Origin of the sequence: Fibrobacter sp. UWP2 (assembly GCF_900141705.1) — a bacterium.
Lineage (GTDB): Bacteria > Fibrobacterota > Fibrobacteria > Fibrobacterales > Fibrobacteraceae > Fibrobacter.
In genome coordinates this window covers 396,216-409,436 of sequence record NZ_FQYM01000001.1, presented here as the reverse complement: position 1 = coordinate 409,436, position 13,221 = coordinate 396,216, and the positions used below count along the sequence as shown (strand labels likewise).

Here is a 13,221-nt window from a genome sequence, read left to right as displayed (position 1 = left end):
TACTCTGTCAAAAACAGGGTTTTTGTTAAACCAGGGCCGATACGGACCCTTTAAAATCTAAGAAGTAGGAATCTAAATATGGATTTTTCTGCAATCATTGCCGAAGAACTGAACTTGGAAGTCTGGCGCGTTGCCAAGGCTTTGGAACTTATGGACCAGGGGGGCACGGTGCCCTTTATTGCCCGCTACCGCAAGGACCAGACGGGCACCCTGAACGAAATTGAACTGCGCGACATTAGCCATCGTCGCGACTATTTGCAAGAGCTCGCCGACCGTAAGGAGACGGTGCTCAAGAGCATCGAGGAACAGGGCAAGCTTACACCCGAACTCAAGGCCCAGATCGAAGCCTGCAAAGACAAGACTCTCCTCGAAGACATTTACGCTCCGTACAAGCCCAAGAAGCGTACCCGCGCGACCATTGCTAAGGAACTGGGCTTGGAACCGCTCGCCCGCCTCATGTGGGCACAAGAGAACACCGGCAACACTGCCGAAGAAATCGCCCGCATCTACCTTTCCGAAGAAAAGGGACTTGCCGACCCGAAGGCTGCCCTCAAAGGTGCCGCCGACATTTTGGCCGAAGAAGTGGCCGACAACGCCGAGTTCCGCCAGTACCTGCGCGCTGCCGTAGAGAAGAAGGGCGTGATGGTCTCGAAGGTCAAAAAGGACTTCGAAAAGCAGGAGACCAAGTTCAAGGACTACTACGACTTTAGCGAACCGGTGGGCAAGATCCCGAGCCACCGCATGCTCGCGCTCCGCCGTGGCGAGAAGGAGAAAGTGCTTCGCCTCGCTATCGAGGTCCCGAACGAAGAGATGGTCGGCTACCTCAAGACCCAGATTATCAAGGGCGAGACGACCTGGACTCCGTACCTGGAGGCCATGTGCCAGGACGCCTGGGAACGCCTGCTGCAGCCGAGCATGGAAAGCGAAGTGCGCCTGCTGTTGAAGGATGCCGCCGAAGAGGAAGCCTTCAAGGTGTTCAGCAAGAACCTGCAGGACGTTCTTCTTGCTGCCCCTGCGGGCCACAAGTCCGTGCTCGCTCTCGACCCGGGTTTCCGTACGGGCTGCAAGGTGGCTGTGCTCGACGAAAACGGCAAGTTCATGGATCATGGCATTATCAAGCCGCATGAACCGTGGAACGACAAGGCCGGTGCCGCTGTGTACCTGATGCAGCTTATCGACAAGTACAAGATTGACCTCATCGCCATCGGTAACGGAACCGCGAGCCGCGAGACCGACGCCTTCTGTGGCGAGATGGCCCTCAAGTTCAAGGGCAAGGTTCCGCCGCGCGTTATCGTGAGCGAGGCCGGCGCTTCCGTTTACAGCGCAAGCATGATTGCCATCCAGGAATTCCCGAAGGAAGACGTGACGACCCGCGGCGCTATTTCCATTGGCCGCCGCCTGCAGGACCCGCTGGCCGAACTCGTGAAGGTGGACCCGCAGTCCATCGGTGTTGGCCAGTACCAGCATGACGTGAACCAGCGCGAACTCAAGAAGCGCCTCGACGAAGTGGTGGAAAGCTGCGTGAACATGGTCGGTGTCGACGTGAACAGCGCTTCCGCTCCTCTCCTCTCTCATGTGGCGGGCCTCAGCAACACGCTTTCCGAGGCTATCGTGAAGTACCGCGAAGAGAACGGCGCGTTCGCTAGCCGCGACGACCTGAAGAAGGTGAAGGGCTTCGGTCCGAAGGCCTTCGAGCAGGCTGCAGGCTTCATGCGCATCCCGGGTGCAGAGAACCCGCTTGACGATTCCGCGGTTCACCCCGAAAACTACGCCCTCGTGGAACAGATGGCCGAGAAGGTCGGCGTTCCCGTGAAGGATATCGTGGGCAATGCCGAAGCGGTGAAGGCCATCAAGATTGACGAGTTCCTTTCCGACGAAGTGGGTAAGGCTACTCTCGACGACATCGTGAAGGAACTGCAGAAGCCGAGCCGCGACCCGCGTAAGGAATTCCGTTACGCGAAGTTCGATGACCGCATCAAGACCATCAACGACCTCGTTACGGGCAGCTGGATGGAAGGCGTGGTTACGAACGTGGCGAACTTCGGAGCCTTTGTGGATATTGGCGTTCACCAGGATGGCCTCGTTCACATTTCTGAAATTAGCGACAAGTATGTGACCGACGCGAAGGAAGTCCTCACGGTGGGTGACGTCGTGAAGGTGCGCGTGGTTGCGGTTGATGCGAACCAGAAGCGCATCAGCCTTTCCATGAAGCAGGAGACTGCCGACGGCGTCGCCGGTGCCGGAGCAAACGGTCCGCGTGGTCAGCGTGTTGGCGGCCCTCGCGGTCGCGACGCTCGTGGTGGCGGTCGCGGTTTTGGCGGTCGTGACAACCGTGGAGGTCGCCCGCAGGGTGGCATACAGGGTCACGCGACTTTGGCCGACCTCAAGGCGCACATTGCAGGCAAGGAACGCCCGGGTTTTGCTCCCAAAAAGCAGGCCCCCGCCCAGCCGCAAAAGATGAGCGCCCTCCTGAAGAACATCAAAAAGGGACGCTAGCTTTAGTTGGCGCTAATCGTGTAGACTTCGTGGCTGCGGTCCTTTTCGTCCGCAGCCTCGTATTCCATTTCGGAATTCAAGAAGAAAAGTTCTGGGATGTCCATTTCGACAACAGAGCCGTTGACTTTGACGCTCGGTGTGCCTGACCATATTGTGTTCCCCGTTTGACATGTTGCCGGCGCTTTTTTCTTTTTCGGTTGCTGCTGCGCCAAGGGTGGCGACTTTGTTTAGCTTCGCGAAGAACATGATTGTGTAAATAAAAATCTTTCATAAAAATGCAGATTTTTGGTAAAAATCCATTAATTTTCATAAAAAGTCGATTATTTAGCAGAAATATGTTGTAAAATGTGTAAAAAATATTTATTTTAAGGTCATGTGCATCGCTTTAGAACATTTGTACGATTACGACGACTTCCGCAAGTTCCTGCAAGACTACTTTGAGGAACAAAAGAAGATGCGTTCGATTTTCAGCCACCGCTTTTTTGCGGCGAAGGCGGGTTTCAGCAGTTCCTCGTACTGCCTGAACGTGATCCGCGGGCGTTTTAACCTCACGCCCAAATCCATCGAGAAGATTGCGAAGGCGATGGATTTCGAGCCGCTGCAAAAGGAATACTTCGAGGCGCTGGTCCAGTACAACCAGGCGCACCAGGTGGACGAACGCGAGAGCGCCTGGGAACAGATTTTGCAGATTCGCAAGCAGATCGAGTTCACGCACCTCTCGAACCGCGAGCAGGAATATTTTTCTAAGTGGTACTACCCGGTGGTGCGCGAAGCCGCGGTGAACAGCGGCTGGAACGGCGACTTTACGGTGCTCGCCCGCACAATAGATCCGCAGATTACGACCGAGGAGGCGCGCGAGGCTGTCAAAAACCTTGAGAGTTGGGGCCTAATCCGTAAGGTGGACAGCTCGCACTACGCCGAGACGTCGCAAATGGTGGATGCCAAGGGCGTTGCCCCCATGGCGTTGCGCCAGATCCGCCGCGAGTACATGCAGCACGCCATTGGTGCGGTGGAGTCCAAGCCGAGGCACGAGCGCTTTGCCGCGTTCACGACGCTCGCCATGAGCGAGAACTCGTACAGGTATGCCGTAGAAGTTTTGGAGGAGGCCCGCAAAAAAATCATTGCGCGTGCCGCGAATGACTTGAACGTGGAGCGCGTTTACGAGATGATGCTGGTCGCGTTCCCCATGAGCAAAAAGATGGAGAAGGAGGTCGGCAAATGAAGAAGTTTGGATTGATCAGGACCGCCCTCTGGTTTACCGCCGCCGGTTGCCTTGTGGCCTGCGGCGACTCCGCCTCCGACGATGTCGCTGGCGGCGTGACCGACATTGGGAACTCCATCGCGGGTGTCGTGGTGGACGGCAGCGGCAAGCCCGTGGAGGCTGCCCGCGTGGTGGCGTACTACGACAGCTGGGACCGCACTTCCATTAAGGACTCGGTGGAGACCGTGACCGACGCGAAAGGCGCCTTTGAAGTGCGCGTGGCCGGTAGCGCCTCGTTTGTGCTGTACGCCGAGCGCGACGAGGATTGCGCGCTCATGTCGGGGTTTGGTCTGGGTGCCGGCGATTCGGCCAAGTGGAACATGACCATTGGCGAGCGCCGCACGCTCACGAGCCGCGTGCTGGGCAAAACGGCCGGCTACATGCGCGTGGTCGGCAGCGGCCTGCAGGCGGAACTTGAAGAAAACGGAACGTTTAGCATGGAGGGGCTCCCGCCGGGCGAAATCTCGTTGGTGTACGTGGAGAACGACTCGGCTCAGGCCCGCTTGGAATTTGAGCTGGGCGACGCCCCCGATACCATTGCGCTTCCGGCTTTGGAAGTTCTTGAGGCCAACGACACCTGGCTTGGCATCAAGGACTTCAGGTTCTACCGTGACGAAGGCTTTGGCGGAATTCAGGTGCACATGGAAGAAGGTGTGGAAGTTCCGCCCGACACGGTTTTGGTAACTGCCCCGGCAAACTTGCCCGAGGGCTTCACTTACCCGGTGCTCATATCGACGGTGGGCATCGACAGCGCCAACATGGAACTTTTGGCCTCTGGCAAGGCCGCCCCTTACGAGGTGGAGTACTGGGATAGCGAAGAGGCGTTGCTCTGGGTGGGAGTCGAATCAGAAGACGAAACCTTGGCGGTGCTCCGCATGAACGGCGACGTGAAGGTCGTGGGGAGCGATTCTGCCGAGGCCTCGGCGACGGCGGACTCGGCGGGACTTTTTGGTCGCGGTCTTACACTTGCCCCCGGCCAGTACATTGACCTGGGGAGCCTGGACCCCTGCGTGGGCGACTTTACCATCTCGCTTTGGACCAAGTGGATGGGCCCCAACGGTGAACACCAGATTCTGGTTTCGCAGCGCGCCTACTGGAGTGATTCCACCTCGAGGTTCCAGTGGCATTACGAGGTGAACCACGGGGTGTTCACCGTGATGAAGAGCATGCCCAACTACCCCGAGGCCATTGTCTTTGGCGATTCTTCCATTGTGCCTATAGGCGAGTGGGCGCACCTGGCGCTGGTCTCCCAGGGTGGCGTCGTGACCATGTACGTGAACGGCGAACAGGTGGGCGAGTCCCAGGAATTTACGCCCAATGACCTATCGCGCCCGGTGCCGCTGCGCGTTGGCGGCAACGAGGTGGACACCGAAACCTGGAACGGCGCCCTGGACGAGGTCCGCATCGAGACGGTGGCTCGAAGTGCCGAGTGGGTCAAGGCTGCTTACGAGGCTGGCAAGAGTTTTGCGGAGTAGCGCCCTGGATTATTCTCCCTTGCGTGGTACAAAAAACAGCACCCGAGGTTCGGGTGCTTAAATTTTTGCCAAGGGGCGCCGTTACACGCCCCAAGTTAATGGCGATTACGGACGCCTCGTTTCACTACGGTGTCTATGCTTCGGCTCGGATATAGCAAAATGCGAGCATTTTGCTGCATCACTCGCCTTGTGCATTACGGACGCCTTCGTTTCACTACGGCGTCTATGCTTCGGCTCGGTCATAAGAACGAACGAGTTCGTTCTTGCGACACTCGCCTTACGCATTACTCGTACTTGATCACGCCGGCCGGGCAAGAGTCAGCGGCGTCCTTGATTTCGCTTTCGTAAGCGGAATAGTCGACACCTTCCTTGACCTGCATCTTTTCGGGAACGCTGAACACTGCATCGCAAGTTGCTTCGCAAGCACCGCAGGAGACGCATTCGTCGTTAGATTCATCGAGCCAAACTTTTGTAATAGCCATAATTTACCTCTTGTGTCTTTGGTTTGTGATTAGTCTAAAGATATAAAAAAATGGTGCTGTAAAGGGGAAAATTCTGTAATGGGGTGGATTTTTTCTAAATTTGCGGGCGGAAATTCACCGTCTTTTAAGGCGAACAAATCGAGAGGACAGCACTTGCGATGAAAAAAGTGGTTGTAAAAATTGGTGGCAGCCTGGCAATCGACGAAGCCAAGCTCGCTGATTTTGTGTCGGCAGTCTCTACACTTCCCGGTAGTGGCTGTCAGGTGGCCGTGGTTCACGGCGGTGGCAAGGATATCAACGAGAATATCGCCTTGCTCAAGGAACAACCGACATTCATTGATGGCCTGCGAGTGACGACTCCCGGCATCATGAAGATGGTCGAGATGACCCTCTCTGGCCACGTGAACAAGAAGCTTGTGCGCATGCTCTTGAACAACGGCTGTGGCGCCGTTGGCATTTCGGGCGTAGACGCGAACCTGTTCCAGGTCGAAAAAAAGCAGGGCAAGGTGGACCTTGGCTTGGTGGGTGAAATCAAGAAGGTGAACCCGGGCATTGTGACCGCGCTCTGGGGGGCGGGGTTTGTTCCCGTGGTGAGCCCGATTTCGATTGGTCCCGACGCTAACGGTAACGGCGTGAGCTGGAACGTGAACGCCGACACCGCCGCAAGCGAACTGGCTGTGGCGCTCGAAGCCGACCAGTTCGTGCTGGTGAGCGACGTGCCGGGCGTGATGGACGAAAACAAGAACGTGATTCCCGAACTGAGCGAGGCGGACGCCGAAAAGCTGATTGAAGCCGGCGTCATCTCCGGCGGTATGATTCCCAAAGTCCGCGAGAGTTTCAAGTCGATCCGACGAGGACTCAAGAGTATCCACATCGTGGGTTGGAAGGACGCGGAACACTTTGGTAAACAAATTAATGGAGATTTAAACTATGGCACAATCTTGCGCTAACCTGCTCGAACAGGACAAACAAATTATCGCGCCGCTCTACGGCAAGGCTGACATCAACTTCGTGAAGGGCGAAGGCTCTTACCTCTACGACGACCAGGGCAACAAGTACCTGGACTTCGTGGCGGGTATCGCCGTGAACGCGCTCGGTCACCAGAACCAGGCTATCAAGGATGCTGTGGTGGAACAGATGAACCACTTCAACCACATCAGCAACCTCTACCCGAACTACCCGCAGATCGAACTGGGCAAGGCCCTGTTGGAGATCACCAAGTTCGACAAGGCCTTCTTCTGCAACTCGGGTACCGAAGCTAATGAAGGTGCAATCAAGTTTGCTCGTAAGTACTTCGACCGGAAGGGCGAAAAGAACAGGCAGAAGATCGTGACCTTTGTGAACAGCTTCCACGGAAGGACTTATGCAGCGCTTTCTGCGACAGGCCAGCCGGCTATCAGGGAAGGCTTCGGCTCCATGCCGGGCGACTTCGTTCACGTGACTTGGAATGACTGCGCAGCATTGAAGACCGAAGTCAACAAGGACACTTGCGCTATCATGCTCGAAAGCCTCGCGGCCGAAGGCGGCGTGATGACGCTTTCGAAGGAGATGGTCGAGACCATCAACGGCTTGCAGAAGGAATTCGGCTGCCTCGTGATTGTCGACGAAGTGCAGGCGGGCGTGGGACGTCTCGGGACCTTCCTCGGTTTCGAAAAGTACGGCTTGAATCCGGACCTCGTAACGCTTGCCAAGGGCATCGGTGGCGGTCTTCCGCTCGGTGCAGTGCTGCTGCGTCAGAAGATTGCCGACCAGCTCAAGGCCGGTGACCACGGTACAACTTTCGGCGGAAACCCGATTGCATGCGCTGCTGGTCTCGCTGTCGTGAAGCAGATTCCGGGGCTGCTCAAGAATGTGGAAGAACGCTCCGCTCAGCTGAAGGCCGGCCTGAACGCTCTCGTCGAGAAGTATGCTTTCGCCAAGGAAGTCCGCGGCGAAGGCCTGATTCTCGGTGTCGCGCTTGACGAATCCATGCCGGTGAACAACATCATCGCTGCTGCACGCGCCGAAAAGCTCATGGTGCTTTCTGCCAAGGGCAATGTGCTGCGTCTCCTCCCGCCGCTGAATGTGAGCGCCGCCGAATGCGACGAGGCTCTCGCCAAGCTCGAGAAGGCCTGCGAAAGCCTGTAGCTTTGGACTGCCGCACCTTCGGCTCACAGTGACATGATGCGTGTTTTATATATATATTAAAGCACAGGAGCTTTTTAACAAGGAGTTCTTGTGCGATTGAGCCGTCTGACATTGCCGGTTTTGCCTGTTTTGACGTTTGCCCTGGTGGCGTGCGACGATTCAGGCGTTACTGATTATACCGTCAAAAAAGAGGTGGGACCTTCTGTCAAGGACATTGTTTCTTCGACAAGCGACGAACCGAGTTCATCGGAGACTTATTCAGAAATCAAGTCAAATTTGTCCGAGGAGGACTCGACCTCCGCGATAGAGGTAAATTTGAGCTTTGCCGAAAAGTCTTCGTCGAGCGCAGTGACGAATCCAATATCTGCGATAGTTGTCCCGTCTTCTTCTGAGGCTACATTGATTCCTGAAAATACCGAGTATGGCTCTTGTGCCTCGAAGGTTGAGGTGATTGAGTTGAACGGTTCTGTTGTATGGGAGTATTCCAGGGGCCCGGCCATTACTACCCCGATGGATTTGCTCTCGTCGAAATTTGAGTGGGCGCTTGAAGGGGGGACCCCATCGGCTTATTCTGTGACGGGAAACGCGGTTACTCCCGCGATAACCTATACAACGTCTGGTATAAAGAAAGCCTCTTTGACGATTAGGACGCCAAATGGCACGGGAATACTGCAATGCACTCCGCTCTTGGTGATCGAGCCGAAAACCGCCGAATAACATTGTAGATCCATACGTTGGACCGCGATGGACTGCCGCGCCCTGCGGGCTCGCAACGGCAGGAACCTAAAAAACCTCGGCAAAGCCGAGGCATTTTTTTTATTCCTTGATAGTCGGGGCTTGCCGTGCCACAGGCGCGAGCTCTCCGTGCTTGCGGAACAGGTGCTTTACGAGCGTGCCGAATCCGCGGAGCACGCGGTAGCGTTCGCGCGGGTTCTTGATGGCCATGATGCCCTGGCGCAAAATGTAGCTCGGACGCAGGTAGAACTCGCGGCGGGCCTTGTCGCAAAAGTCCACGAGCGCCTGGCTAGTGAGTTCGCCACGCTGGATGGTGGTGCGGTGGAAACCGTCCTTGTCCAGCCACTGGTTGTAATCCTTGGTCTTGAGTGCGCCGCTTGCGAGCGCCTCCTTGTAGGCCTCGGTGCCGGGGTACGCCATGATGGGGTAGAACTGCGCCGTGTTGGGGTTCAACTTTTTGGCATAGTTGAGGGTCTCACGGAGCGTCGCCGGGGTATCACCCGGGTTCCCCACCATAAAGCAGCCATGTACCAGGAGCCCCGCCTTGCGTGCGTTCTTGGTAAACTCGATCGCCTTGTCGGTGTTCTTGACGCCCTTGTGGATGTTCTGCAAAACTTCGGGGCTTGCGCTTTCAAAGCCCACGCACATTTCGCGTCCGCCGGCTTTTTTCATGAGCTTGAGCAGGTCGAGCGGAACGTCGGCGCGGGCGTTGCAACTCCACGTGATCTTGAGCTTGCGTTCCAGAATCAGGTTGCAGATTTCCTTCACGTGCTCGTGGTTTGCGGTAAAGGTGTCGTCCTCGAAAAAGACTTCGCCTAGGTCCTCGAAATTTTCTTTGATGTACTGCAGTTCGTCGACCACATCCTTGGGGTCGCGCATGCGGAACTTGTGACCGTTGAGCGTTTGCGGGATTACGCAGTAGCTGCAGCGGTTGGGGCAGCCACGGCCGCTCAAAATCACGATGAGCGGGTTCAGGTTCGCGCCGTAGAAATACTTTTTGTAGCAGCTGTAGAGGTGCTTGCGGTAGACCTTCGAGACCCACGGGATTTCGTTGAGGTTCTCGATCTTGGGACCCTCGGGCTGGAAGTCGACTTTGCCCTCGGCGGTGCGGTAGGCGAGGCCGGGGAACTGTCCAATGGGCTGCCCGTCGCCGCGGAGGCTCCTCACCAGGTTCCGGCAAGTGTAGTCGGCTTCGCCGATTACCACGTAATCGAGTGCGGGTTCCATTTCCATGGATTCGAGCGGTTCGGCGGTAGCGTGGGTGCCCATGATGGCGACCTTGCAGCCAATCTGTTCCTTGATGGCCCTGACCACCTTGAGGTCGTTCAAAATGCTGGGAGTGCTCGTGCTGCAAATGACCAGTTCGGGTGCAAATTTCTTGATGCCCTCGAGCGTCTGCGGGAGGTCCAGTTCCATGGCGGGGCTGTCGATGAGTTGAATCTCGTTGCCATCGGCTTCGCAAACGCCGGCGGCATAACTCAAAAACATGGGCCAATAAAGCGTGCTGGACTTGGTAACGCAGGGGCTACGGGATTCCCGACTGAACATCGGGTGGAAGGGCGGATTTAAAAAAGTAACATGCATGTCGCCCACAAAATACATAATCTAAGGCGATAATGCTACATTTTAGTGCGATGAAAAATCTTTTTTTCGTGCTATTTGCGTGTTGCGGTTTTATCAACGCGCTTGCTGCGGAGCCCGAGGCCCCTGTGTCCACCTTGGATACGGTCAAAACAATGTTTGACGACGGCTCCCTGGCCCGCCTGTACACGGTCCGCCATGGGACCGACGTTCGCGAGGGCGTTTCGTGGACATACCACCCCAACGGCAAACTCGCCATCGAAGTCCCGTACAAAGACGGCAAGATGGACGGCGTGTTCCGCAGCTACTACGAAAGCGGCAAGGTGTGGCAGACCATCGGTTACAGGGGCGGCATTGAAGAAGGCTTTAGCACCAGCTATTACGAGAACGGAAAAAAACAGTCCCGCGAGAGCTACAAGAACGGCGTGCTCGACGGCGTGAGTGAAGAGTACGACGAGCGTGGACTGGTCCGCCGCAAAATCCCTTACGTGAACGGGCACATCCACGGCAAGGCGCAGGTCTATGACGACCTAGGCGCGCTCAAAGAAGAGATGACGTTCGAGAACGGGCTTCGCAACGGGACATACCGCCGCTACCAAAAGGGCGTAAAGGTGCTTGAAGCGGAATTCCAAGCGAACCGCTGCGTCAAGAATTGCGACTTTTAGGCTTCACTGCGTTCCACACCATGTAGCCGATGAAGAGTACTCCCGCTGCAAGCAGAGCAATGGCGAGTTCCGAGTTGTACTTTTCGATCAGGTCCTTTTGGCCGTGGGCGAGGTAGCCCAAAAAGGCGAGCACGCAGTTCCAAATGGTTGCGCCCAGGAATGTGAATAAAGTAAACGGAACTAGTTTCATGTTGGCAAGGCCCGCCGGTATCGAGATCAACTGGCGAATGACCGTGATGAGCCTGCCGATAAACGTCGAGATGGCGCCGTGCTTGCGGAAGTAGTCCTCGGCCTTTTCGACCTTCTGCTTGTCAATGAGCAAAAAGTGCCCTAGGCGGCTGTCGGCGAACTTGTATATAATGGGGCGTCCCAGGAATTTAGCGAGGAAGTAGTTGATGAACGCACCGATGAGGGCGCCCATGCTGCCGGCGAGTACAATGAAGGCGATGTTCAAGCTGGAGCCGGGCTGCATGGCCTGGTAGGCCGCCGGCGGAATCACGAGCTCGGACGGGAAGGGGATGAACGAACTCTCGATGGCCATCAACAGCGCGATGGTCCAGTAGTTGAGGTTGCTGTTGTACCAGTCAATAATCTGGGTGTAGATGCTTGCGGACTCGCCGGAGTCACCAGCAAAGGAGGCTCCTGCAAACAGGAGCACTAGGAGAAAAACTGTTTTGACTTTCATTGAACTAAAGAAAGGTTACTTCTTCTTGCCTTTCTTTTTGGCAGAAGATTTCTTTTTGGCCTTGGCTGCAGCCTTCTTGGCGTTGCGGCTCTTTTTCTTGGGGGCGACTTCCTCTTCGGGTTCTTCCTCCGGTTCCTCGACCTGCGGTTCGGGTTCGGCGTATTCCGGAGTCTGGACTTCGATCATGGAGGGTTCAGTCGTATTAGCCGCCTTGAGCGCAGCCTTGGCTTCTTCAACGTACTTGCCGTTGGGGAAGCGCTTCAGGTAAATCTCGTAGTCCTTGAGGCGGTTGCCGCTCTTGACGAGTTCAAAGATGCCGGCTTCAGCCTCGTCGCGGAAGGCGCCATCGGGATTGTCGTTCAAGTAGATGAGGTAGGCCTTGAAGGTGTTCTGGGCCTGGATCTCACGGAACTTGTGGTATTCGCTCAGGGTCTTGATTTTGGCTTCGACCTCGCTACGACGCGGAGAGTCGGGGTAGTACTCCAAGTACATCTCAAGCATTTCGGGGTCGTTGGACGCCATGACCTGGTCGAAGCGGGAATCCTCTTGGCGGACCTGGTATTCCTTCAACTGCACCTTACCGGTATCCAAGGTCGCATAGAGCTTTTCCTTGGTGGCGAGGTCTGCCGGGTGGCAGAAGGCGAGGAAGCTCTCGAGCACGTCGCTGAACTGGGTTCGGGTGTAGGCTTCGCTCATGTCGGGGAGTTCGCCGTCTTCGTCGAGGAAGAAGCGGTAGTCGCGCTCGATGGCCATGCAGTCCCAGTCAGAAAGGGTGTCCTTGACTTCGCTGTTCTGGCGGAGCACGTCGTCGCGGTCGTGCAGCTTGTAGCGCATGCGGCGGTCACGGCGGCTCTCGCGGCCGAAGTCGAGGGAGAACTCAAGACCGACGCGGACCGGGTACTTGTAAGAAATCTTGTCGAATTCGATTCCGGAGTATGCAGGCGGGAGCCCTTCGATTGTTTTTTCGTTGACCTTGTTTGTCGCCTTGAAGTCTTCGTAGGGCAGGAACTCCTTGCGTACGTTGATGGCGACCTTGAGGTCCACGTCCTGGAATACTTCGGTAATGCGGTATTCCAAGGCGCCCGAAACAAACGCCGTGGGGGCGTATTCGGTCACGTCACGCTGGGTGCCCTGAACGTCGTTGGTGAAGGTGAAGAACTGGAAACCGTAGCCGCCCAAAACCCTGAGGTCGAAGTCACCGCCAATATTGAAGGTGAAACCGGCTAGCACAGACGGGGCGTAAGAGCGGAAACTCAGAGTCTGGTCGTCACTTTTGCACCCATCTGTGTCGTTGCAGGTGCTAGAGTTGGATGCCCCATCAAAGTAATAGCGGTCATCGCTCAAAATGTCGCCAAAGTTCTTAGAATTGAAGTTAAAAATAAAGGTGTTGAGTTCGGCACCCAGCCAAAGGGTGAACGGAATGTCGGCCTTCCAGAACGGGGTGATGAGCGGGCTCCACAAAAAGCCCATGGAGAGCGGTACCGTGAACATTTCCTCGTCGATCTCGCGGGTGACGAGACCTTTCTTGGAGTCTTTATCGACTAGGAACTGGGGGTCGGAATCTTCAAAAACAAGGATTGCAGGTTCGGCCTGCAAATACAACTGCATTCGCCAATTGGAACGCTCAAAGTCGGCAGCGGAGGCCGCCACCGTGAGAAGCAATAAAGTAAATAAAATTCTACGCATCACTACAAATTTAGGATTTATTTACAAA

The 13,221-nt window shown here is 56.0% G+C and carries 11 protein-coding genes; 7 read left to right on the top strand and 4 right to left on the bottom strand.

The window, feature by feature from the left end:
• The first annotated feature begins 78 nt into the window (after nt 1-78).
• From BUB55_RS01800 to BUB55_RS01790, 3 genes are all read left to right on the top strand, one after another.
• Nucleotides 79-2,496, top strand: coding sequence for a Tex family protein (locus tag BUB55_RS01800; protein WP_073187639.1), 2,418 nt, complete (start codon nt 79-81; stop codon nt 2,494-2,496).
• A gap of 373 nt (nt 2,497-2,869) precedes the next feature.
• The gene (locus BUB55_RS01795) at nt 2,870-3,718 is read left to right on the top strand and encodes a TIGR02147 family protein (protein ID WP_073187637.1); all 849 of its coding nucleotides are present in this window, start codon (nt 2,870-2,872) and stop codon (nt 3,716-3,718) included.
• Entirely contained in the window at nt 3,715-5,232 is a 1,518-nt protein-coding gene (locus BUB55_RS01790) for a LamG-like jellyroll fold domain-containing protein (protein WP_073187636.1), read from the top strand. Before BUB55_RS01795 ends, BUB55_RS01790 begins: the two co-directional genes overlap by 4 nt.
• Before the next feature lie 284 nt (nt 5,233-5,516).
• Here BUB55_RS01790 and BUB55_RS01785 read toward each other — a convergent pair whose 3' ends face one another.
• Nucleotides 5,517-5,714, bottom strand: coding sequence for a ferredoxin (locus BUB55_RS01785; protein WP_073187634.1), 198 nt, complete (start codon nt 5,712-5,714; stop codon nt 5,517-5,519).
• A gap of 158 nt (nt 5,715-5,872) precedes the next feature.
• Between BUB55_RS01785 and argB the strand changes: the two genes are divergently transcribed.
• The 3 genes from argB (at nt 5,873) to BUB55_RS13905 (ending at nt 8,558) form a co-directional block, all read left to right on the top strand.
• A complete protein-coding gene (gene argB, locus BUB55_RS01780; RefSeq protein ID WP_073115270.1) occupies nt 5,873-6,664 on the top strand; it encodes an acetylglutamate kinase in 792 nt (263 codons plus the stop codon).
• Nucleotides 6,645-7,841: an aspartate aminotransferase family protein gene (locus tag BUB55_RS01775; protein WP_073187632.1), complete on the top strand. Its 1,197-nt coding sequence runs from the start codon at nt 6,645-6,647 to the stop codon at nt 7,839-7,841. Before argB ends, BUB55_RS01775 begins: the two co-directional genes overlap by 20 nt.
• A 90-nt stretch (nt 7,842-7,931) precedes the next feature.
• Nucleotides 7,932-8,558 (top strand): hypothetical protein, encoded by a 627-nt coding sequence (locus tag BUB55_RS13905; RefSeq protein ID WP_143152851.1) that lies wholly within the window; start codon nt 7,932-7,934, stop codon nt 8,556-8,558.
• Nucleotides 8,559-8,657: 99 nt separating this feature from the next.
• On the opposite strand, the gene BUB55_RS01765 is transcribed toward BUB55_RS13905, so the two are convergent.
• Nucleotides 8,658-10,160, bottom strand: a complete 1,503-nt coding sequence (locus BUB55_RS01765; protein WP_073187755.1) for a B12-binding domain-containing radical SAM protein — start codon at nt 10,158-10,160, stop codon at nt 8,658-8,660.
• Nucleotides 10,161-10,210: 50 nt separating this feature from the next.
• Here BUB55_RS01765 and BUB55_RS01760 point away from each other — a divergent pair, with 50 nt between their 5' ends.
• Nucleotides 10,211-10,822, top strand: a complete 612-nt coding sequence (locus BUB55_RS01760) for a toxin-antitoxin system YwqK family antitoxin (protein WP_073187752.1) — start codon at nt 10,211-10,213, stop codon at nt 10,820-10,822.
• Here the strand turns inward: BUB55_RS01760 and BUB55_RS01755 are convergent.
• Together BUB55_RS01755 and BUB55_RS01750 are read right to left on the bottom strand one after the other, a co-directional pair.
• On the bottom strand, nt 10,803-11,507 hold the full coding sequence (locus BUB55_RS01755) for a DedA family protein (protein WP_083596816.1): 705 nt from the start codon (nt 11,505-11,507) through the stop codon (nt 10,803-10,805). The two genes, BUB55_RS01760 and BUB55_RS01755, sit on opposite strands and share 20 nt — an antisense overlap.
• Nucleotides 11,508-11,522: 15 nt before the next feature.
• Complete coding sequence (locus BUB55_RS01750; protein WP_143152850.1) at nt 11,523-13,193, bottom strand: hypothetical protein; 1,671 nt, start codon at nt 13,191-13,193, stop codon at nt 11,523-11,525.
• Between the last annotated feature and the right edge of the window lie 28 nt (nt 13,194-13,221).

Excerpts from the sequence above, each read along its gene's own strand:
- BUB55_RS01765 (WP_073187755.1), bottom strand. The coding sequence starts at position 10,160 with ATGCATGTTACTTTTTTAAATCCGCCCTTCCACCCGATGTTCAGTCGG.
- BUB55_RS01775 (WP_073187632.1), top strand. The coding sequence starts at position 6,645 with ATGGCACAATCTTGCGCTAACCTGCTCGAACAGGACAAACAAATTATC.
- BUB55_RS01795 (WP_073187637.1), top strand. The coding sequence starts at position 2,870 with ATGTGCATCGCTTTAGAACATTTGTACGATTACGACGACTTCCGCAAG.
- BUB55_RS01800 (WP_073187639.1), top strand. The coding sequence starts at position 79 with ATGGATTTTTCTGCAATCATTGCCGAAGAACTGAACTTGGAAGTCTGG.
- argB (WP_073115270.1), top strand. The coding sequence starts at position 5,873 with ATGAAAAAAGTGGTTGTAAAAATTGGTGGCAGCCTGGCAATCGACGAA.
- BUB55_RS01760 (WP_073187752.1), top strand. The coding sequence starts at position 10,211 with ATGAAAAATCTTTTTTTCGTGCTATTTGCGTGTTGCGGTTTTATCAAC.
- BUB55_RS01790 (WP_073187636.1), top strand. The coding sequence starts at position 3,715 with ATGAAGAAGTTTGGATTGATCAGGACCGCCCTCTGGTTTACCGCCGCC.
- BUB55_RS01750 (WP_143152850.1), bottom strand. The coding sequence starts at position 13,193 with ATGCGTAGAATTTTATTTACTTTATTGCTTCTCACGGTGGCGGCCTCC.
- BUB55_RS01785 (WP_073187634.1), bottom strand. The coding sequence starts at position 5,714 with ATGGCTATTACAAAAGTTTGGCTCGATGAATCTAACGACGAATGCGTC.
- BUB55_RS01755 (WP_083596816.1), bottom strand. The coding sequence starts at position 11,507 with ATGAAAGTCAAAACAGTTTTTCTCCTAGTGCTCCTGTTTGCAGGAGCC.